This is a genomic window from Burkholderia sp. D-99, from assembly GCF_011605345.1.
GTDB lineage: Bacteria > Pseudomonadota > Gammaproteobacteria > Burkholderiales > Burkholderiaceae > Burkholderia.
Genome location: NZ_JAAOXM010000004.1, coordinates 204,257 through 225,138, shown reverse-complemented (window position 1 = coordinate 225,138; position 20,882 = coordinate 204,257). Strand labels below are relative to the sequence as shown.

Below are 20,882 nucleotides of genomic sequence, written 5' to 3'. Positions count from 1 at the left end.
CCGAAGCGATCGACCGATCGCAAGCCACCCGCCGGGGCTGCCGCGCACCTGAACCGCCTGGGTGCCGATCGCCGCGACGCTCAGGTGATCGGCCACTGCAGGATCACGACCCCGTCGTTGTAGTCGGTATCCGCGCCGTCCTCGGCGCCGAGCCAGCCGAGCCACACCGTGTCGCCCGCGGACAGCGGCGCGAGGCGCGCATCGGTCGCGGATTTCCTGCCGTTGGCGGACGCGTCGATCCGGATCTTGCCGCCTTTCGAGTTCAGCGTGAACAGCCTGACGCCGTCCTCGCTGTTGCCGATGAACGATGCGGCCGGTTCGAGCGCATCGTCGATGAAGAGTTTGAGGTCCTGCCGGTCGGCGGCATTCGCGTAGAAGAGCGCCTTGAACGCGGTGTTCGGCGGCAGCGTGAAGTTGCCGTTACGATCCGACGACGGCTTGAAACCGGGCTGTTTCGTATCCGGCTGGCCGGCGCCGATCTCGATCGACGTTTCCCAGCGGAAATAACCCGATACGGTACCGTCGCGGTCGAGCACGGCGAAATCGGCCGTACACGTGGTGGCGCCCGCGGCCAGCACATCGCTGCGCCAGTAGTGGTCCTTCATCGGCCGGCACGGCGGATGAAGCAGGTCGTCGGCATCCGGCACCGGCGCGGCCGCATCGCGCACTTCGGGTTCGATCGGCGCGACGATGCCCGCATCCTTCAACGCGAACCGGACGAACAGCACGCTCACCTCGGCGCGCAGCGCCAACGCGGTTTCGCGCAGGTGCAGCTGGTCGCCCGGCGACAGGCCGGTAAAGAGCCGGCTGTCGTTGTGGCCGAGCTGCGCGGCGTCGCCGGGGCTCACCACATAGAGGTGCCGGCCGTCGATCACGGTCGGGGCGTCGGGATCCCGGCTCGCCTCCGGGTAGGACGACAGCAGCGTGACGGCATCGACGATCACGAGCACATCGCAACGAAGACCAGGCATGAACGCTTCCTCCGCAACAAGTGGATGATGCGGGCAGCCGCCGCGCGACCACCCGCCTGCCGCGATCAGTTATGGATCGAGATGAACGGATCCCAGGAGAAGCAGCCCTGGCTCTGGCAGTTGCGATCGATGATCTGGAACTGGAAGTGGTAGGTCACGCGGCCGACCTTCAGGCATTCCGACGACCAGTAGTAGTTCGCGACCTTCTGGCAGGTCGGCACTTCCGGCTTGCTGGTGTTCGGCACCGGGATCGAGGCTTCCGCGACCCGCGGCGTCGGCGTCGAGATCAGTTCGTTGCCGACGTTGCCGATGAACTTGTAGAACACCACCTGGTTCTCGAAGCCCAGCGACAGGCTCGTTTCACGCCAGCGGATCAGGTCGCCGACCTGCGCCTTCAGGTCGAGTTCGCCGCCGGCTTGCCCCGACACCACGTTGTCCTGGTTGGTGACCATGTACACGTGCTTCCAGTCGATCAACGTCGGGCTATTCGGATTCTTGCTGGGATTCGGATATTTTTTGAGAATGGTTTCGGTATCGAAAGAGACGAGCACATCGGTCACGCGTGACATAGAAGCTCCCGTTTGAAGGAATGGGATTTATTGTTGCGCGAATTTCTTTGCGCAGCGGCCATCGCCTTGTCCTGCAAGGCTTCGTGCCGTTAGAGGCACGTGCCGGCGAGATGGCGAAAGCAGGTTATCCCGTTCGGTTAATTCTGAAAGCTGTAAGAGTAAACAGGGTATTTAATATTATTTCGGGCGGTAATTTTAAAATCGGAATCAATCGAATCGATGCGCTACATAAATATAGCGGCATTGAACCTGTTAATTGAATGGCCGATTATTTTCGGGAGCGGGAGCGGGAGCGGGAGCGGGAGCGGGAGCGGCAGGGAGCGGCAGGGAGCGGGAGCGGCAGGGAGGGCGAGGGATCGTTTACCGATAGGTCCAGAGCCGGTGCAGCACGAACGTCGTCGGCGGAACCAGCAGCGCGATCGCGACGATGCTCATCCCGCGGGACACGTCGAGCGCTTCGGCCGCACGCGCGAGCAGCATGGTTTCGACGAAGCCGGCCAGCGTGACCGCGAGAAAGCGCACCATGTTGCGCGTGCGCACCGTCGACGAGAAGCTCCACAGCGTGTTCGCGAGATACGAGAACGCGGTGGCGCAGAGGAAGGCGATCGCGTTCGCCGTCACCAGCGTCGCATCGAGCCGAGCGAACAGCGCCGTCGCCACCAGTGTGTGGATCGCAGTCGAGCAGAGGCCGGACACGCCGAAGCGCACGAGGCGCGTGCGCTCGGCATGGAGCAGGCCGATCATGGCCGTCGGCGCGCGTCAGTGTTCGCCGACCCGCGCGCGGGTCGGCTGCACGCGCCGGCGTGCGATCTGGCGGCGCGCATCGCGTGCAACCGGAAGTTCGATCACCTTGCCGTGCGCCTGGTAGCGGCGGCGGATCAGGTAGACGGGCCGTTGCTTCGACTCGTCGTAGATCCGCCCGACGTATTCGCCGACGACACCGATCCCGATGAGCTCGATGCCGCCGATGAACAGCGTGACCGAGATCAGCGACGCGTAGCCGAGCACCGGATTGCCGAACAGCAGCGTACGCAAGATGATGAACGCGCCGTACAGGAACGCGAGCGCGGCGATGCCGACACCGATGTAGGTCCAGCTGCGCAGCGGCACGGTGCTGAAGCTGGTGATGCCTTCCAGCGCGAAATTCCACAGCTTCCAGCCGGAGAACTTCGAGTGCCCGGCGCTGCGCGCATCGCGCTGGTATTCGACGATCACGGTCCGGTAGCCGACCCACGCAAACAGCCCTTTCATGAAGCGATGCCGCTCGGGCAGGTTGCGCAGCGCGTTCACGACCTTGCGGTCCATCAGCCGGAAATCGCCGACGTTTTCCGGCAGCTTCACGTCCGACAGCAGGTTGTGCACGCGATAGTAGATCGCGGCCGCCGTGCGCTTTGCGAACGAATCGCACGCGCGGTTGCTGCGCTTCGCGGCGACGACTTCCGCACCGCTGCGCCAGTGTTCGATCATCACCGGAATCAGGCTCGGCGGATCCTGCAGGTCGGCGTCGAGCGGGATCACCGCGTCGCCGAGGGCTTCGTCGAGGCCGGCCGTGAGCGCCGCTTCCTTGCCGAAGTTGCGGGTGAGGTCGATCACGCGCACGCGCCGTTCGCCGGTGCTGATCCGGATCAGTCGTTCGAGCGTGTCGTCGCGGCTGCCGTCGTTCACGCAGACGATCTCGAACCGGATCGCGTCGATGGACGTCATCAGCGGAATCACGACGTCGAAGAAGCGCTCGACGGCCTCGCCTTCGTTATAGAACGGCACGACCAGCGATACGAGCGGTGTATAGAGTGATCCCCGCATGATGATTCCCCTTGTGATGTCGTTTCACCGATGTACGCCGATGGTCGGTCGGCCGGTGCGGCGCATTCCGTACGCCGGGCGGTGGTGTGTTCTGGCCTGATGGGTGAACGCGGTGTCGGTCGAGTGGTCGCTTGCATCCGGCATCGACGGCACGTCGCGTCGTTCCCGGGCGATCCGGCTGACGAGCAGCGCGAGCGACGCCAGCGTGACGAGCGGCATGAACTGGAACGACAGGTGCGGCATGACCGCGAGGCCAGCGAGCGGCACCAGCCACAGCAGCGCCAGCCATTCCCGGTCGAAGCGCCGCCAGCCGCGCGTCCACGCATAGCGCGCGTACCACGCAATCACGATGCCGTACCAGGTCAGGTCGTAGTCGTACAGATAGGGGCTGACGAGCAGGCACGCGCAGGCGAGCGTCGCGGCACGCAGTGCGTACGCGCAGGTACCGCGCCACGCATAGACGACGGCGATCGCCGCGATCGCCGCCGACAGCAGCTGAAGGCCGCTGGCGACGTAGGCGGGCAGGCCGGCCATCGCGGCCAGCGCGAACAGGGTCGGCATCCGCGCGAGCTTCGCATGGCCGGCGCTGACGACCTGGTAGACATCGTGCATCCCGTGTGCGAACGCGATCCACGAATCGGTGCCGAACGCGAGCGTGGTGAGCGCGACGCAGGCGGCAATCGTCGCGGCCCACGCGGCCAGCGCACGCCACTGGCCGGCACACAGTAGCGCGAGCGGGAACAGGACGGCCACCTGCGGCTTCATCATCAGTATGCCGAAGCAGATCCCGGCCCAGACGGGGCGGCGATTCAGGAGCAGCAGGCCGAGGCCGCCGATCGTCGCGGTGAACAGGCTGGTTTGCCCGACGACGAGGGTAACGAATGCGGCGGGGAAGGCCAGCGCGCACAGCCATGCGCTGCCGCGCTGCACGGTCGCCTGAATGACAACCGCGAACAGTGCATACGTGACGCCGAGCCAGAGCACGACGGCCAGCGTGTACGGCAGCCAGCCGAGCGGCAGGACCAGCAACAGCATACTGGGCGGATAGAGCCACAGGAGCACGCCGTCCTCGAGATTCATGCCCGGGACGGCAAGTTGCTGGATCGCGAACAACGCGTTGAAATGCCAGACGTCGGCGGCGCGTCCGTGCGCGGCGAGCCATGCCGCGCTCCAGATCGCGGAGAAATCCTGCGACAGCGGGACCAGCGACGCGGCGGGCTGCAAGTACATCCGGGCAATGTAGATGCCGATGAACAGCAGCTCGGCCAGCAACACGCCGCCGGCATAGAGGCGCACGCGATCGCGATTGAGCCAGTGAGGATAACGGCGTGGGCCGGCGATCGGGAGTTCCGGGTGCGCATCCATCGCAGGATGGCCGTGGCGAACGGAAAGAGGCGTTTTCATCGCGCGTTCCGGGGCGAGCGCTGTGCGGTGCGGCGAACGACGACGAACAGCACGGCAAGCAGCACGATCGGGCCGATCTGCGGCAGCTTCATCAACCGGTTCAGCATTTCGAAGATCGGCAGCAGCCAGGCGAGCACGATCACGCCCTGGTCGCCGGGCAGCCAGCCTTCATCGAAGCCATGGGCGATCAGGCAGAAGATCGCGATACCGAGCCAGGTCAGTTCGTAGTGCCACAGATAGGGCGTAGTCAGCAACGTGGCGACGGCGAGCGCAGAGGCGCGCAAGCGCATGTCGGGCGTGCGGCGCCAGACGTCGACGGTCGCCGCGATCGCGAGCAGCGCGACCGCGGCCTGCGCGGCCAACGCGACCGGCACCGAGATGCCCGCGAGCCGCAGCGCGGCGAACGGCGTCGGCGATGCGAGCCAGTAGGACGGCAGCATGAAGTGCTGCTCGCGCACCGTCGACACGGCGTCCGCCAGCCCATGCAGCGCGCCGACACCGGTCAGCGCGATCCCGGCCGCCGCGAACAGCGTCGCGCTGATCGCCGCCGCCGCGAACGTGCGCCACGCGCGCGCCGCGATCAGCGCGAACGGGAACACCACGGCCAGTTGCGGCTTGATCGCGAGCAACCCGATCAGCACGCCGGCTGCGATCGGGCGCTTGCCGAGCAGATGCAGCGCGAGTGCGGCGAGGCCGGCGGTCAGGATGCTGTTCTGGCCGAACAGTGCGGACATGCACACGGCCGAATACGCGATCACGACGAGCGCCGCGGCGCGCGGCACGGGAAGATGCGCGCGCAATCCCGACAACCGCGAGATGGCGAGCGCGTAGCATAAAAGACTGCCCGCGGAAAAGAGGAAGTAAGCGGGCAGGAAAGGCACAAGGGCAACCGGCGCGATGAACAGCAACATCGTCGGCGGATAGAGCCAGGGAAGCGGCCGATGCTGCAGATACGCACCGAAGTGCGCGGACTCGGCCAGCAGGAATGATGAAGCGTCGTAGGCCGATGCGGCGTGGCCTTGCAACACGAGATGCGATGCGGTCCAGAAGACCGAGAAGTCGATACCGGGCCGGGCGGTGTCGCTGGCGGTAAAGCCATCGGTCACGACACCCCACACGACCACCAACGCGACGAAGAGCATCAGCATGATGCAGCTGTACGGAATGATCCGGTCGGCTGTCAGCCATTGAGCACAGCGTATTGCGCGAACGCGCGCCCCACGATTGGCTGTGTACATGATTCCCCGTCTGTGTGTAGAGGCTGCCTGGTCTGTCGCAGCCGTTTCATGTTGTGTCGTGCCTGCGGATCGAATCGCACTGAAATGGCGTTGTCCGGTGAATTCATTGTTGAAGAAAAAATCGTGTGATGCAAATCGCCCACTGAAAGCCGGGATTTGGATTGGCCGGTGGCACACGTGAAAACCGCATTTTCAGGTATGAGAAATCGACGCGGCCGGATTTTGTGTTTCTGCTTTGAAACATCCGGCCGTTTTGACCGGCTCCGCATCCCGCCGATCGCATGAGACGCAGGTCGCCACGCGTGTTCGGGAAAGTCCTGAGTAAAAATTTTTGATCCTTGGTGCAGCGCGGCGGCGGGCATTCCGGCTTACAGCGCTTGCAGGCAAACATATATCAATTTTGAAACATTTCCGGCGCCGGGCCCCGGGCCGGACAACGCGGGCATCCCGGGAACCCTTGATGCGCCTCGATTTCGCTCGAGGTGGCCTGCTCTTTGCGTAAGCGTTGGCACGGCAGTCGACGAGGTGACGACCGGGCGGTTCCGGCAAAAGACAGACGGAACCAGCTTCGGAATCACCTGCGGAAAGGAAGGCCGGAGCGCGTCGGGGAAAACGCAGCTCCAGGTCGATTAACCGCACGAACTTTCGTCGAATGACCCTTGAGACCCGGCATCGTCCGGGCAATAAGAAATCGGCATGGCAGCAAATGGGGAATAAAAATGAAAGACCACAGCACATCACGGTTCGCAAACCGCGTTAAACAAACATTGCAGCTTATCCGGGAGTTTGTCTCCCGTTCAACTGGATTCCACGCGTCGAACGGCAGTCGTGCCGTTCCGGTCGATCGGATTGCCCGGTTCATCCGGCCGGTCGCACCGTACACGCCTCTCTCGCACTCTGCCTCACTGATACCCGTTCGCGTGGACAGGGGTGTGCATCCCCGTTCCCGCGGCTGAGCGTCGCGTTCCGATTTTTCGCGTAGTGCCGGTGGTGCCCGTCCCGACGTCGTGACAGACGAAGGGTATTTCATAGCAGTCCGAAAGGAGATTACTTATGTCAAGAGTCATCGAAAAGATCGCCTGGTTCGTTTTGGATCAGGACGGCGTGACGGCCATCGAGTACGGCCTGATCGCCGCGCTGATCGCGCTCGGCATCGTCGCCGCGCTGACGGCGATCGGTACGGACCTGTCGACCGTGTTCAGCACGATCGCCTCGAGTCTGGACTCAGCGGTAACAGCACTCTGATGGACGGTACGACGAACGGAACAGTCGAATCCTTCGTCGGCACCACACGGCATCAACACCTTGCCTCGACGTATCGATGCACGGTCATCCGACCAGCCGGCACGCGAGGTTTTTTGAAAGTCAAAACGTAAGGAGATCATCATGTCCAAGTTCATTCAACAAGCCGCCCGTTTCGTTCGCGACGAAGATGGCGTGACCGCCATCGAATACGGCCTGATCGCAGCACTGATCGCGGTCGGCATCATCGTGGCAGTCACGGCGGTCGGCACGCAACTGAAGACCGTGTTCACCACGATCGCGGCCGACCTGACCGCGGCCGTGTGAGGCCGTTGAAAAGCAGAGCGTGCGGACGGTTCGGCCGGTGCAGCGATCGAGCCGCTCCCACGCATCTGATGACCGGGAACCGGAGACCATCATGCAAACCAGGGTGCGTGTCGCAAACCCCAGGATCGACGCAGGGCAGCGTGTGCCGTCGATCGAGTCTGCCTGCCTCGCGGCGACGTTCGTCGTCGTGATGCTGGGGAACATCGTCACGCCGAAAGGCTCGCTTGCCAATACGTACGCGGTGATCGCAACGGCCGTCACGGCCGCCGTGGCCACTGCGCTGGCAATGGTTTCCTGATCCTTCTTTTCGCTCAGCGAGGTTCGCCATGTTGCCCGTTGCGCCGCCTTACCCGATTCCGTTGTGCGTGACGCTGCTCGCGGTATCCGCGGCCGGCACGGACATCGCGGCCCGCCGCATCCCGAACCGCCTCGTCGCGATCGGCCTTGCGGGCGCGCTGGCCGCCCAGTGCCTGCTGCACGGCGTCCTGGCAGGCGCGCTCGGCTGGCTTGCCGGTGCCGCGACCGGCTTCGCGCTGCTGCTGCCGTTCTATCTGTTGCGCGGCATGGCGGCCGGCGACGTGAAGCTGATGCTCGCGATCGGTGCGTGGGTCGGCGCGGAAATGACGTGTTACATCGTGCTGGCCACGTTCCTGGCCGGCGGGATCGGTGCGCTCGCGGTCGTGCTGCTGCGCGGCCGGATGCGCCAGATGTGGGCGAACGTCCGCGCGCTGCTTGCGCGGCACTCGCGAGGAACGCGTGGGGAGGCCGCCGACGGCCCCGCGGAAATCGCGTCGGTGGGCTCGCTGCCGTATGGGGTAGCGATCGCGGCCGGCACGCTGGCCATGCTGTTCGCGTCGCACGCCTAGCGCGACGCACCCGCAACGAGGATGGAACGACCATGAACACGAACCATACCGAACCGAGACGCGACGCGCAGGTGGCTCATCTGCCCGATCCGTTGCCGTCGCGGGAGGCGCATACGAAGCTGGGCGCGCAGTTGCCGGCGGCGCCGCGCTCGCTCGACGAAACGGGATTGAGCAAGACCTTCGTTGCCGGCCTTGTGCTGAAGTCGACGCTGATGCTCGGCCGCCCGTCGTACGGCGACCTGGTCGAGCGGCATTGCCTGCCGCTCGCGGTGCTCGACGACGTCTTTGCGTTCCTGGTGCGCGAGCACCTCGTCGAACTCACCCATCGCGGCGCGACCGATCTCGACGTGACGTTCCGCCTGACCGACGCGGGCCGCGTGCTGGCGCTCGAGGAACGGGCGCGCAGCGGTTACAGCGGGCCCGCGCCGGTAACGCTCGACGCGTATCTCGAGTGCGTGGCGGCTCATTCGGTGCGCAAGCTGCAGATCGGCCAGAACGACGTGTGGGCCGCATTCGAAGGCATCGTGATCGACACGTCGGTGCTCGACTCGGCGGCCGCGGCGCTCAACGCGGGCCGTCCGCTGCTGATCTACGGCCCGGCCGGCAGCGGCAAGACCTTCCTCGCCGAGCGGCTCGGCTCGCTGATGCGCGGATTCGTGCCGGTGCCGCACGCGATCTGCGCGGCCGGCGAAGTGATCCAGATCTACGACCCGCTCGTGCATGTCGACGCGGCATCGCAACCGGGCGGCCAGTCGGTCGATCGCCGCTGGCGCCTGTGCGAGCGGCCGGTCGTGATGTCCGGCGGCGAACTGACGCTCGACGAGCTCGACCTGCGCCGCGACGAAGTCGCGGGCTTCTACCAGGCGCCGCCGCACATGAAGGCGAACATGGGCATGTACGTCGTCGACGATCTCGGCCGCCAGCGCGTCGAGCCGCGCGACCTGCTCAATCGCTGGCTGCGCCCGCTCGATCGCGGCGTCGATTTCATGACACTCGAATCCGGCAACCGCTTCGTGCTGCCGTTCGACGTCTGGCCGGTGTTCTCGAGCAACCTGGCGCCGGAACAGTTCTGCGACGACGCATTCCTGCGCCGCCTCGGCTCGAAGATTCACGTCGGCGCGATGTCGATCGACAACTACCGCGCGGTGTTCGACGCGGCCTGCGCATCGCAGGGCCTCGTCGCGGCAAACGATGCGTTCGACTACCTGCTGCACCACCTGCATCTGCCGACCGGCAAGGCGTTTCTCGCTTGCTTCCCGGCCGACCTGCTGCGCCTCGTCGCCGCCGGCGCGCGGTATCGCGGCGATCCGCCCGAGGTGACGCACGACGGGCTGTACGACGCCTGGGCCAGCTATTTCGGTGCGGTACCTGAACGGGACGGCGGCCATCCGCCGCCCGTCGAGCGCGGCGGGCGCACCTACATCACCGGTTGAGCCGTTTCTTTCACGATTCGTCGAGGAGCATTGCCATGAAAAACAGTCGAGCGATCCTGATGCTGGTCGTCGCGATGGTCGCGGGTCTTGCCGCGGTCGTGTTCGCGTCCCACTGGCTGATGCAGACATCCACGAGCTCGGTCACGCCGGTTGCGGTGGCGGCCACCGACCTGAACCTGGGCGAACCGCTCGGGCCGAACCAGATCCGCATCGTGAGCTGGCCGTCGGGCAGCGTGCCGACCGGCGCGTTCACCGATACCAAGGCGCTCGAAGGGCGCGTGGTACGCGCCAGCCTGTCGCGCGACGAGCCGGTGATCGAGTCGAAGCTCGCGCCGGTCGGCACGAAGGGCGGGCTGTCCGCGGTGATCGCCGACGGCAGCCGCGCGATCACGGTGCGTGTGAACGACGTGGTCGGTGTCGCGGGCTTCGCGCTGCCGGGCAACTACGTCGACGTGATCGTCAACACGCAGGAGCAGCAGGGCAAGACCGACGGGCAGAGCATCTCGAAGATCGTGCTCGAGCACATCCTCGTGCTCGCCGTCGCGCAGCAGGTCAGCCGCGACGATACGGCGCCGAAGGTGGTCAACGCGGTGACGCTGGAAGTCACGCCCGACCAGGCCGAACGGCTCGACCTCGCGCGCAGTGTCGGCACGCTGTCGCTCGTGCTGCGCAACCAGGTCGACCAGAAGACGCTGAACACCGACGGCGCGACCAAGGTGACGCTGCTCGGCAAGGAGCCCGCACCGGAAGCGCCGCCGGCACCCGTGCGTGTGCGTACGGTGCGCGTGCACGTCGCATCGCATGCGGCGCCGGAAGTGCGGCGCGATTGCGTCGGCGTACTGACGGGCGTGAGGGGCAGCGTCGAGTGCTTCTGAAACAGATCAAGACAGTCACATAAACGGCCGCCGGCAACGCGCGGTGGCCCTGGAAGTCGATAACCGGCGCAGCGCCGGTCTCTCGGGGGATCAGACGAAATGAAGATCAAACCGCAATGCACGGATACCGGCCCGCTGCGTACACGCGTGGCACGGGGCACGATGATGGCCGCAATCCTTTGTTCCGGATGGCTGACCGTTTATGGCGCACTGGCCCAGGAAGGCATCGAAGCCGGCGCGCTGACGAAGGGCGGCGCCAGCGCGCCGGCCGCCATCGGCAAGGGGCCGGTGCAGATGACGATCAGCATGGCGCCGGTGGCGGCCGCCGCACCGGCCGCGTCGTCCGGGCCGCTGCGCGGGCCGAACTGCGTCGGCGCGGTGCGTGAATCGACCAGCGTCAGCGTGCCGCTCGGCAAGTCGCTGCTGGTGCCGATGCCGGAGCCGGTCCGCAATCGGACGATCGGCAATCCGGCCGTCGCGCAGGCCACGATGGTGTCGCCGCAGACGCTGTACATCCTCGGGCTGTCGGTCGGCACGACCAACATGATCGTGCAGGGCAGGAGCGGTGCGTGCCGCGTGATCGACGTGGCGGTCGGCGCGGATGCCGGCGGCCTGCAGGCGTCGCTGCAGCAGCTGATGCCGAACGAGCGCGACATCCGCGTGACGACCGCGGCCGGCACGATCGTGCTGTCGGGCACCGTGTCGAGCTCGCAGGCCGCGCAGCAGGCCGTGCAGATCGCGCATGCGTACGGCGACAGCGCCGGCGACCCGGCCGCGGGCGGCAAGCCGAGCGGTGGTGGCGTGCTGAACATGCTGGCCGTCACGTCGCCGCAGCAGGTGATGCTCGAGGTGAAGGTGGCCGAGGTGTCGAAGACGCTGATGAACCAGATGGGCAGCGCGCTCAACATCCAGGGCGGGTTCGGTTCGTGGAGCGGTGCGCTGGTCAGCAACCTGCTCGCGGGCGTTGCCAGCGGCGTCGCGTTCAGCAAGGCGAACAACAAGCCGTTCAACCTCGCGGCCGACGCGCAGAACACCGACAACCTGGTCAAGATCCTCGCGGAGCCGAATCTCGTGACGATCAGCGGCCAGGAAGCGACGTTCCTCGCCGGCGGCAAGATCTTCATCCCGATCCCGCAGAGCAGCGGCAACGGCACGTCGTCGATCACGCTGCAGGAAGAGGAATTCGGCGTCGCGCTGAAGTTCACGCCGACGGTGCTCGCGAACGGCCGGATCAGCCTGAAGGTGGCGCCGGAAGTGTCCGAACTGTCGGCCACGGGCGTCACGCTGAGCTCGACCAACATCGGCGGCACGTCGATCCTGCCGCTGATCACGACGCGGCGCGCATCGACGACGGTGCAGATGAGCGACGGCGAATCGTTCGCGATCGGCGGGCTGATCAAGGACAACGTGACCGGCGCGCTGAAGGCGATCCCCGGTGTGGGCGAAGTGCCGGTGCTCGGCGCGCTGTTCCGCAGCACGTCGTTCCAGCAGGATCGCACGGAGCTGATCTTCCTGATCACGCCGCACCTGGTGAAGCCGCTGCAGACCGCCGACGTGCCGCTGCCGACCGACAGCTTCTCGAAGCCGAACGAAGCCGACGTGTATGCGACGGGCAACATGGAAGGCCGCGGTGGCGTCCGCAAGCCCGGCGCACAACCGGCGAACGGCGCGGCAGCTGCCCCGCAGGCACCGGCTCAAGCGCCCGCACCGGCGCCGCAATCGGAGGCCCCGGCAGGAGCCGCCGCCGCGCTGCCCGCACCGCGCGTGCCGCAGGGCGCGGATGCGCAGCCGCCGGTACCGGCCGAGCCGCAGAAGACGCCAGCGCCGGTGGCGGCCACCGTGCCGCAACCCGGCGCGGCCAATGCGGCCCGCGTCGCGCGCATCGAAGCCGCCGCTGCGCGCCTCGCTGCGGCCGGCCCGGCCGCACCGGCCCAGCCGGCTGCGCCGGCGCGGCCGACGAACCGGATCCCGGCGGCTGCCCACGCGCAGATCGCCCGCTCGGAATCCGAGTCCACCGATCGTTGATGCCATCCAAGGGGACATTCATGAAATCCGCCTACCTCGTATTCGTGCGCCGCGCGGCGCTCGCCGCACCGCTCGCCTTCGCGCTTGCCGGCTGCATGTCGTCGACCCCGGTGTGGGACACCCGCTTCGGCGAATCGGTCCGCGCCGTGACGCAGGCCCAGATCATCGATCCGCATGCCGCCGATCACGCGGCAGCGACGACGGTGGTCGACGGCGGCGCGGCCACCTCGGCGCTCGACAACTACGACAAGTCGTTCAAGCAGATCGATCCGCCCACCAATGCATTCGTGATCGGCATCGGCAAGGCCACCCAGTAACGACGGCATGCTCAGGGAGAAAGCCATGAACAGCGCAGCCCGCTATCCGAAAGTCATGCGTCGCAGCCTGCATCGCCAGCGCGGTGCCGTCGCGATCATCGTCGGTCTCGCACTGGCGGTGATGATCGGGTTCGTCGGTCTCGCGCTGGATCTCGGCAAGCTGTACGTCACGCGCAGCGAACTGCAGAACAGCGCCGATGCGTGCGCGCTGTCGGCTGCGCGTGACCTGACCGGGGCCATCAGCCTGACCGTGGCCGAGGCCGACGGCATCGCCGCCGGCCACCTGAATTTCGTGTTCTTCCAGAACAAGTCGGTGCAGATGCTGACGAACACGAACGTGACGTTCAGCGATTCGCTGACCGATGCGTTCCTGACGAAGAACTCGGTCACGACGCCGGCGAACATGAAGTACGTCCAGTGCACGGCGTCGCTGAGCAACATCTCGCACTGGTTCATGGAAGTGCTGAACGTGCTGCCGGGCACCAAGCTCGCGAATGCGGCGACCGTGTCGGCCAGCGCGATCGCGACGGTGGGCGGCGGCCAGACGACCTGCGCGATCCCGGTGTTCGTGTGCCGCACGACCGGGTCGCCGTCCTACAACGTCGGCGACTGGATCACGTCGCCCTCCGGTTCGTCGTCGACCTACGGGCCAGGCAACTTCGGCTGGGCGGCACTCGACGGCTCGACGAGCGACAGCACCCTGTCCAGCGAGTTGTCGGGCAACACCTGCAACATCACGAGCCCGCCGGACCTCAGCACCACGGGCCTGAAGTCGGCATCGCTGCGCGCCTGGAATACCCGCTTCGGCATCTATACGAACGGCGCGAACGGCTCGAGCGGCCAGCCCGACTTCACCGGCTACGCGTATGTCGGCCCGAACTACGGGCCGCCCGGAACGGCCGGCATCAAGGGCGACGCATACACGCAGTTCGTGATCGACCGCACGAACTTCACGTCCTACCAGGGCGACGGCACGCCGCCGGCAGGCAGCGGGATCGCGACCAACGGCACCGCGACGGCGAGCAATTACCAGACCTACGGCGGCGACCGCCGCGTCGCGCTCGCCCCTGAAGGCGACTGTTCGACGCTGAACGGGAACAGCGGCAAGGTGCACGTCACGCAATGGGATTGCGTGCTGATGCTCGATCCCGTGCCGTTCAGCCCCGGCAAGGGCGGGGTCCTCGCGCACCTCGAATACCTCGGCTCGTCGGTGTCCGGCAACAACCCGTGTGCGACACACGGGCTGCCCGGCGACGGCAGCGCATCCGGGACCCAGGTTCCGATGCTCGTTCAATAGCGTTCAATAACGGAGAGACGATCATGAACAAGCGCCTGATTCGCCGTTCGCGCACCCGTGGCGTCGTCGCCGTGGAATTCGCGATCGTGCTGATGCCGATGATCCTGCTTGCGACCGGCGTGGCCGAGTTCGGCCGCGCGATCTACCAGTACGAGACGCTGACCAAGGCGACGCGCGACGCGGCGCGCTACCTGTCGATCTGGCTGCCGACCGACGCCGCGTACCCGGTGTCGGCGGCGCAGTGCCTCGTCGTCTACGGCAACACGACGTGCGGCGCGTCCGGCACCGAGCTGGTGCCGGGGCTCACGACCTCGATGGTGACCATCTGCGACGCGCAGCACACGACCGGCTGCAGCGACACGTCCGACCCGTCGCAGTTCGCGAACCTGCCGACTTACGACGCGAACAACAACACGGCGAGCGGTACGGCGTCGGGCGCCATCAACGTCGTCGAGGTGAAGATCAAGGGCTACAAGTACCAGCCGATTCCCGTGTACCCGGGGCTCACGTCGATCACGTTCGGCAACATCGTCACCGTGATGAGGCAAGTGTCATGAACGCGCGCCATGTCCCGCAGTCACGCCGGCGCGCCCAGCGCGGCTCGGCGCTCGTCGAGTTCGGGCTGATCGCCTCGATCCTGGTCATGCTGCTGATCGGCATCTTCGAATTCGGCCGCGTGCTGTTCTACTGGAATACCGCGAGCGAGGCCGTGCGCCTCGGCGCGCGCACGGCGGTGGTCTGCGACGTGAATGCCGCCGGCGTCGCGAAGCGCGTGACGGCGCTGCTGCCGCTGCTGTCGAGCGCGAACGTGTCGGTGAGCTACACGCCGGCGAACTGCACCGTGAGCACGTGCACCTTCGTGACCGTCAGCGTCACGAACGTCACGGTCAAGACGATGATCCCGTTCGTGAACGTGTCGGTGACGATGCCGCCGTTCACGACGACGCTGCCGCGCGAAAGCCTGACTTCCGCGACCGGCGGTGCCAACTGCAATTGATCGAACAGGCGAGGCACACGAAATGATCAACATCCTCGTAGCTTCCGACGATACCGCGCGGCTCACGCAGATCGCGCGCCTCGTGGCCGACTGCGGACGCTATCGCGCGACCCGTGCGACCGGCCGCCCGTCGCAGATCGAACACCGCACCGACGGGCTCGACGCGTTCGACATCCTGCTGGTCGATGGTACGTCGCTCGACGCGTCCGAGCTGTCGGCGATCGAGCGGATCTGTCGGGTTCACGCCGGGCTGACCTGCATCCTCGTGACGGCGGACGCATCGCCGCACGTGCTGCTCGACGCGATGCGCGCGGGCGCGCGCGACGTGCTGCAGTGGCCGCTCGACCTGCAGGCGCTCGGCAATGCGCTCGAACGCGCAGGCGCGCAAAGCACGCGGCGCGACACCGACGATACGCGGATCGTGTCGTTCATGTCGTGCAAGGGCGGGGCCGGCACGAGTTTCGCGGCCAGCAACGTCGCATTCGAGATCGCGGAAGGCTTCAAGCGCCGCGTGCTGCTGATCGACCTGAACCAGCAGTTCGCCGACGCCGCCTTTCTCGTCAGCGACGAAACCCCGCCGTCGACGCTGCCGCAGCTGTGCGCGCAGATCGAGCGGCTCGACAGCGCGTTCCTCGACGCAAGCGTCGCGCACGTGACGGAGAACTTCCACGTGCTCGCGGGTGCCGGCGACCCGGTCAAGGCCGCCGAGATGCGCGAGGACGCGCTCGAATGGATCCTCGGCGTCGCCGCGCCGCGCTACGACTTCGTGATCTTCGACATCGGTGTCTGCATCAATCCGCTGTCGATGGTCGCGCTGGATCGCAGCGACCAGATCCAGCTCGTGATGCAGCCTGCGATGCCGCACGTGCGCGCCGGCCGTCGGCTGCTGGAGATCCTCGTGTCGCTCGGCTACTCGACCGACCAGATGCGGCTCGTCCTGAACCGCGCGACGCGCGCGAGCGACCGGACCCGCACCGCGCTCGAGGAAGTGCTCGGCATGCACGCCGCCTGCACGATTCCCGACGACACCGACACCGTGCTCGAAGCGGTCAACCAGGGCCATCCCGTGTCGCGGCTCGCACGCGGCACGGCGGTCGCGCGGGCGCTGCAGGGTTACGCGAAACAGCTCGTCGAAGGGGAAGTGCGCACGGGCCACGGTGCCGCGCGCAGCGAACCGCTGATGTCCAGGTTCTTCGGCCGCAAGGCCACGCCGAAGCTCAAGTCCATGTAATTATTTCGGGGAATCGATCATGTCATTGCGCGAACAGATGTCGTTGCACCGGACCCCGCCGCTGGCGGCGGGCAGCGAACCGGCCGGCCCGGCGCATTCGTCGGTACGCGACGCGTACCAGAAGCTGCGCCGCGAAATTCACCTGGCCGTGCTCGAGCGCGTCGAGCTGGAGCGCCTGTCGCGGATGCCGCAGGAGCAGGTCCGCCAGGAAATTTCCGCGCTGATCTCGCGCATCCTCGACGACGAGCGGATGCCCGCGAACGACATCGAGCGGCGGCAGCTCGCGATCGACGTGTACGACGAGATGTTCGGCTTCGGTCCGCTCGAAGCGCTGCTGCGCGACCCCGGCATTTCCGACATCCTCGTGAACACGTACCGGCAGGTCTATGTCGAGCGCAGCGGCCAGCTCGAACTGACCGACGTGACGTTCTACGACGATGCGCACCTGATGAAGGTGATCGAGAAGATCGTGTCGCGCGTCGGGCGCCGCATCGACGAATCGAGCCCGATGGTCGATGCACGCCTGCCGGACGGCTCGCGTGTGAACGCGATCATCCCGCCGTCCGCGATCGACGGGCCGCTGATGTCGATCCGGCGCTTCGCGGTCAACCCGCTGAAGATGGACGACCTCGTGCGCTACCACAGCCTGACGCCGCCGATGGCCGAACTGCTCGACGCGCTGTCGCGCGCGAAGGTGAACGTGCTGGTGTCGGGCGGCACCGGCAGCGGCAAGACGACGCTGCTCAACATCCTGTCCGGCTTCATTCCGCGCAACGAGCGGATCGTGACGATCGAGGATGCCGCCGAGCTGCAACTGCAGCAGCCGCATGTGCTGCGGCTCGAAACGCGCCCGCCGAACATCGAGGGCAAGGGCGAGATCACGCAGCGCACGCTGGTGCGCAACGCGCTGCGGATGCGCCCGGACCGGATCATCCTCGGCGAAGTGCGCGGCGCGGAAGCGCTCGACATGCTCAACGCGATGAACACCGGCCACGAAGGCTCGCTCGCGACGATCCACGCGAACACGCCGCGCGACGCGCTGACGCGGCTCGAGAACATGATCAGCGTCTCCGGCCTGACGCTGCCGCCGAAGACGATGCGCCAGCAGATCGCGTCGGCGATCTCGGTGGTCGTGCAGGCGGCGCGGCTGACGGACGGCAAGCGCAAGATCGTCAGTATCCAGGAACTGACCGGGATGGAAGGCGACATCATCAACATGCAGGAGATCTTCACGTTCAAACGCACGGGCGTGGACCGCGACGGCTCGGTACGCGGCCACTTCTGCGCGACCGGCGTGCGGCCGAAGTTCGTCGAGCGGCTGCAGGCGTTCGGCATCAACCTGCCGGATTCGCTCTACGACCCGTCGCAGCGTTACGAGACGAACTGACGACATGGCGCCGCTTGCGGCCGGGGAGGCCTCATGAACACGATCTTTTACGCCTTTGTGATTCTCACGTTCGTCGCGGTCGTGCTGACGATCGAAGGCGCCTATCAATGGTGGAACGCGCGGCACGGCACCGCCGCGCGCCGGATCGAGTCGCGCATTCGCGCGATGTCGGCCGGCGGCAACGTCCAGCAGGAACGGCTGTCGATCCTGAAGAAGCGGATGCTCGACGAGTCGAAGCCGTTCGACCAGTTGCTGCTGCGCGTGCCACGCGTGCAGGCGCTCGATCTCGTGATCCAGCAATCGGGCCTCGACTGGACGCTGCCGAAGCTGATCGTGCTCAGCGCGGTGTTCCCGGCGATCGCGTGGCTGGCGCTGAGCTTCGCCACGCTGCCGCAGCTGGCCGCGCTGCCGATCGCGCTGTTCACCGGATGCTGGCCGACGATGTACGTGATGCGCGCCCGCAGGCGGCGCATGCGCAAGCTCGAACGGCAGTTGCCGGATATCTGCGACATGATTTCGCGCGCGCTGCGTTCCGGTCATTCGTTCACGAGCACGCTCGGGATGGTGAGCGAGGAGTTTCCCGATCCGATGGGCGGCGAGTTCCGGATCACGTTCGACGAGGTCAACTACGGCGTGTCGCTGCACGACGCGCTGATGAATCTCGCGACGCGTGTGCCGGTGCAGGACCTGCGCTATTTCGTGATCGCCGTGCTGATCCAGCGCGAGACCGGCGGCAACCTGGCCGAGCTGCTCGACAGCATCTCCGCGCTGATCCGCGAGCGCTTCAAGCTGTTCGACAAGGTGCGCGTGCTGTCGGCGGAAGGGCGGCTGTCGGCATGGATTCTCGGGCTGCTGCCGTTCGGTACGGCCGGGGCGATCGCGGTGCTGAACCGCGAGTTCCTGTCGGTGCTCTGGGAAGATCCGGCCGGCATCAGGATGGTCGGCGGGATGCTGGTGACGATGCTCTTCGGCCTGCTGTGGATCCGCCGCATTGTCCGGATTCGCGTCTGACGCGCGAGCTGAATAACGAACCGTAGCGAGACTGTCATGCAAAACCTGAGCGTAGTCCACGCCGTGATGCTGGGCGGCCTGTTCCTCTTCGTGGCTGGCGGCGCCCTGATCGGGATGCTGCTGTTCGCGCCGCGCAATATCCAGCGCCGGATCCAGCAGGCCGGTGGCGCCGGTGCGGGCGCGGGCGACGGCGACGACATGGCGTCGCGCTGGGTCGCGAAGCTGGTGGAGTTGTCCAGCCCGATCTCCAGGCTGTCGGTGCCGAAGGACGGCTGGGAGAATTCGCCGCTGCGCATCCGGCTCATGAACGCCGGCTGGCGCAACCAGAGCGCGGCCGCGCTGTATTTCACCGCGAAGACGATGCTCGCGCTCGCGGTGCCGTGCGCGGCGCTGCTGGTGCTGATCACGACCCGGCTCGGGGATCAGCGCGAACTCCTGTCGGTCATCCTCGTCGTGCTCGCCGGGATCGGCTACTACATCCCGAACATCGTGCTGTCGCAGCGGATCAAGGTGCGCCAGCAGAAGATCTTCGAGGATTTCCCGGACGCGCTCGACCTGCTGACGGTGTGCGTCGAAGCGGGGCTGGGGCTCGACGCGGCGCTGATGAAGGTGAGCGAGGAGCTGCGCTTCAGCAGCGAGGTGGTCTCGAGCGAACTCGACCTGCTGCTGCTCGAGATGCGCTCCGGCTTCACGAAGGAGACGGCGCTGCGCAACCTCGCGCTGCGCACCGGCGTAGAGGACATCGAATCGTTCTGCGCGATGCTGATCCAGGCCGATCGCTTCGGCACGAGCATCAGCGAATCGCTGCGCGTGCTGTCGGACATGCTGCGCACGCGGCGCCGGATGCGTGCGGAGGAGCGGGCCGCGAAGATCGCACTGAAGCTGCTGTTCCCGCTGATCTTCTGCATCTTTCCGTCGCTGATGCTGGTGCTGCTCGGGCCGGCGATGATTCACGTCTATCGCGTGCTGCTGCCGACGTTCGTCGGGATGTCGCAGTAAGCGGCGAGCCGGCGTCATGCCGGGATCGACGCAAACGTCGATAAAGGATTGGCGTGCCGGGCGGCCACCCCCGCCGGCCGGCACGGCAACAGGCTTCATGGAGGCTCCCTCCCCAGGCGGCGCCGCGAGACAGGTTGACCATAGCGGCGTCAACGCATCCTGGACCCATGGTCGGCCATGGAACAAGCCGTAGTCCACCGCCCACGCGGGTGGCCCCCTACTGCTTTCGCGAAACCTGCGATGAGGAATCGACGCGGTCGAGCGCGAAACGGATCGATAAAGCCCGGGCTGTCGCGCCGCGCTCCCCGGTGAGCGGGCTTCGTTCACGTCAGCGCCCGGATGTCCCATCGGACGGGAGCAGCCCGAACCCGTTGCATGTGTCACGTCGACACGCGACTGGCATGCCGGCGTTCGCACAGGCATGGCGATAATCAGTCGCAGTTCTGTTGAAGTGCCGGCGAAACAGGTGTGCCAGGTGATCGCCGCTGCCGAGTCCGCAGCGTCGCGCGATGGAGTCGATCGGAAGCGCGGTGCGTTCGAGCATCATGCACGCGTGCGCAAGCCGGACGTGCGTCAGATAGGCAATGGGCGTCGTGCCGATTACCCGCGTGAAATTGCGCAGCAGGGTACGCTCGCTCATTGCGACGAGACCGGCGGCCTGTCGCACCGTCACCGGGTTGGCGAAGTTGCACGCCATCCATTCGGCAACGTGCCGAATTTTCGTCGGCATCGGCCATTCATTCAGCGGCGCCCGGATGATGGCGGATTTATCCAGCCCACCCTTGTTTGCGACGCTATCGATCGACGAATGAAATGACATCATGTCGTTGCGCCGAAGCGATTCGCCATGCATGTCGTTTTTCTCTCTGCAGTTGCAGATCGGGCATGTA

At 66.3% G+C, this 20,882-nt stretch carries 23 protein-coding genes; 16 read left to right on the top strand and 7 right to left on the bottom strand.

Annotation, left to right across the window (positions count from 1 at the left end):
* Positions 1–80: 80 nt before the first annotated feature.
* Both HAV18_RS39980 and HAV18_RS18255 read right to left on the bottom strand, forming a co-directional pair.
* On the bottom strand, positions 81–971 hold the full coding sequence (locus HAV18_RS39980; RefSeq protein ID WP_166958232.1) for an AidA/PixA family protein: 891 nt from the start codon (positions 969–971) through the stop codon (positions 81–83).
* Positions 972–1,036: 65 nt separating this feature from the next.
* Positions 1,037–1,540 (bottom strand): inclusion body family protein, encoded by a 504-nt coding sequence (locus HAV18_RS18255; protein ID WP_027792733.1) that lies wholly within the window; start codon positions 1,538–1,540, stop codon positions 1,037–1,039.
* 20 nt (positions 1,541–1,560) lie between these two features.
* Here HAV18_RS18255 and HAV18_RS18250 point away from each other — a divergent pair, with 20 nt between their 5' ends.
* Positions 1,561–1,800: a hypothetical protein gene (locus HAV18_RS18250; RefSeq protein ID WP_166958230.1), complete on the top strand. Its 240-nt coding sequence runs from the start codon at positions 1,561–1,563 to the stop codon at positions 1,798–1,800.
* Positions 1,801–1,900: 100 nt separating this feature from the next.
* Here the strand turns inward: HAV18_RS18250 and HAV18_RS18245 are convergent, their stop codons facing one another.
* Genes HAV18_RS18245 through HAV18_RS18230 form a run of 4 tightly spaced genes read right to left on the bottom strand, consistent with a single transcriptional unit; the run spans position 1,901 to position 5,985 of the window.
* Entirely contained in the window at positions 1,901–2,284 is a 384-nt protein-coding gene (locus tag HAV18_RS18245) for a GtrA family protein (RefSeq protein WP_166958228.1), read from the bottom strand.
* A gap of 15 nt (positions 2,285–2,299) precedes the next feature.
* The gene (locus tag HAV18_RS18240; protein WP_166958226.1) at positions 2,300–3,343 is read right to left on the bottom strand and encodes a glycosyltransferase family 2 protein; all 1,044 of its coding nucleotides are present in this window, start codon (positions 3,341–3,343) and stop codon (positions 2,300–2,302) included.
* Positions 3,344–3,367: 24 nt separating this feature from the next.
* A complete protein-coding gene (locus HAV18_RS18235) occupies positions 3,368–4,747 on the bottom strand; it encodes a glycosyltransferase family 87 protein (protein WP_166958224.1) in 1,380 nt (459 codons plus the stop codon).
* The gene (locus tag HAV18_RS18230) at positions 4,744–5,985 is read right to left on the bottom strand and encodes a glycosyltransferase family 87 protein (RefSeq protein ID WP_166958222.1); all 1,242 of its coding nucleotides are present in this window, start codon (positions 5,983–5,985) and stop codon (positions 4,744–4,746) included. The genes HAV18_RS18235 and HAV18_RS18230 overlap by 4 nt, the downstream gene beginning before the upstream one ends.
* Before the next feature lie 1,053 nt (positions 5,986–7,038).
* On the opposite strand from HAV18_RS18230, the gene HAV18_RS18225 reads away from it, so the two are divergent.
* The 15 genes from HAV18_RS18225 to HAV18_RS18155 all read left to right on the top strand — a co-directional run bounded on the left by HAV18_RS18225 (position 7,039) and on the right by HAV18_RS18155 (position 19,992).
* Positions 7,039–7,230 (top strand): Flp family type IVb pilin, encoded by a 192-nt coding sequence (locus HAV18_RS18225; RefSeq protein ID WP_166958220.1) that lies wholly within the window; start codon positions 7,039–7,041, stop codon positions 7,228–7,230.
* Between the two features lie 141 nt (positions 7,231–7,371).
* Positions 7,372–7,554, top strand: a complete 183-nt coding sequence (locus tag HAV18_RS18220; RefSeq protein WP_089444318.1) for a Flp family type IVb pilin — start codon at positions 7,372–7,374, stop codon at positions 7,552–7,554.
* Positions 7,555–7,645: 91 nt separating this feature from the next.
* On the top strand, positions 7,646–7,852 hold the full coding sequence (locus tag HAV18_RS18215) for a Flp family type IVb pilin (protein ID WP_166958218.1): 207 nt from the start codon (positions 7,646–7,648) through the stop codon (positions 7,850–7,852).
* Between the two features lie 28 nt (positions 7,853–7,880).
* Positions 7,881–8,420, top strand: a complete 540-nt coding sequence (locus tag HAV18_RS18210; RefSeq protein WP_166958216.1) for a prepilin peptidase — start codon at positions 7,881–7,883, stop codon at positions 8,418–8,420.
* Positions 8,421–8,452: 32 nt separating this feature from the next.
* Entirely contained in the window at positions 8,453–9,853 is a 1,401-nt protein-coding gene (locus tag HAV18_RS18205; protein ID WP_166958214.1) for an ATP-binding protein, read from the top strand.
* A 35-nt stretch (positions 9,854–9,888) separates the two neighbouring features.
* On the top strand, positions 9,889–10,728 hold the full coding sequence (cpaB, locus tag HAV18_RS18200) for a Flp pilus assembly protein CpaB (RefSeq protein WP_166958212.1): 840 nt from the start codon (positions 9,889–9,891) through the stop codon (positions 10,726–10,728).
* A gap of 99 nt (positions 10,729–10,827) precedes the next feature.
* Positions 10,828–12,753: a type II and III secretion system protein family protein gene (locus HAV18_RS18195; protein WP_166958210.1), complete on the top strand. Its 1,926-nt coding sequence runs from the start codon at positions 10,828–10,830 to the stop codon at positions 12,751–12,753.
* 20 nt (positions 12,754–12,773) lie between these two features.
* Positions 12,774–13,070, top strand: coding sequence for a hypothetical protein (locus HAV18_RS18190; protein ID WP_166958208.1), 297 nt, complete (start codon positions 12,774–12,776; stop codon positions 13,068–13,070).
* A gap of 25 nt (positions 13,071–13,095) precedes the next feature.
* Positions 13,096–14,367 (top strand): pilus assembly protein TadG-related protein, encoded by a 1,272-nt coding sequence (locus HAV18_RS18185; protein WP_166958206.1) that lies wholly within the window; start codon positions 13,096–13,098, stop codon positions 14,365–14,367.
* 23 nt (positions 14,368–14,390) lie between these two features.
* Entirely contained in the window at positions 14,391–14,924 is a 534-nt protein-coding gene (locus tag HAV18_RS18180; RefSeq protein ID WP_166958204.1) for a TadE/TadG family type IV pilus assembly protein, read from the top strand.
* Entirely contained in the window at positions 14,921–15,364 is a 444-nt protein-coding gene (locus HAV18_RS18175) for a TadE/TadG family type IV pilus assembly protein (protein WP_166958202.1), read from the top strand. Before HAV18_RS18180 ends, HAV18_RS18175 begins: the two co-directional genes overlap by 4 nt.
* Positions 15,365–15,386: 22 nt before the next feature.
* Entirely contained in the window at positions 15,387–16,595 is a 1,209-nt protein-coding gene (locus tag HAV18_RS18170) for an AAA family ATPase (protein ID WP_166958200.1), read from the top strand.
* A 19-nt stretch (positions 16,596–16,614) separates the two neighbouring features.
* Positions 16,615–17,982: a CpaF family protein gene (locus tag HAV18_RS18165; RefSeq protein WP_166958198.1), complete on the top strand. Its 1,368-nt coding sequence runs from the start codon at positions 16,615–16,617 to the stop codon at positions 17,980–17,982.
* A 33-nt stretch (positions 17,983–18,015) separates the two neighbouring features.
* Complete coding sequence (locus HAV18_RS18160) at positions 18,016–18,993, top strand: type II secretion system F family protein (RefSeq protein ID WP_166958196.1); 978 nt, start codon at positions 18,016–18,018, stop codon at positions 18,991–18,993.
* 36 nt (positions 18,994–19,029) lie between these two features.
* On the top strand, positions 19,030–19,992 hold the full coding sequence (locus HAV18_RS18155; protein WP_166958194.1) for a type II secretion system F family protein: 963 nt from the start codon (positions 19,030–19,032) through the stop codon (positions 19,990–19,992).
* 328 nt (positions 19,993–20,320) lie between these two features.
* Here HAV18_RS18155 and HAV18_RS18150 read toward each other — a convergent pair whose 3' ends face one another.
* On the bottom strand, positions 20,321–20,845 hold the full coding sequence (locus tag HAV18_RS18150) for a helix-turn-helix domain-containing protein (protein ID WP_243771694.1): 525 nt from the start codon (positions 20,843–20,845) through the stop codon (positions 20,321–20,323).
* Between the last annotated feature and the right edge of the window lie 37 nt (positions 20,846–20,882).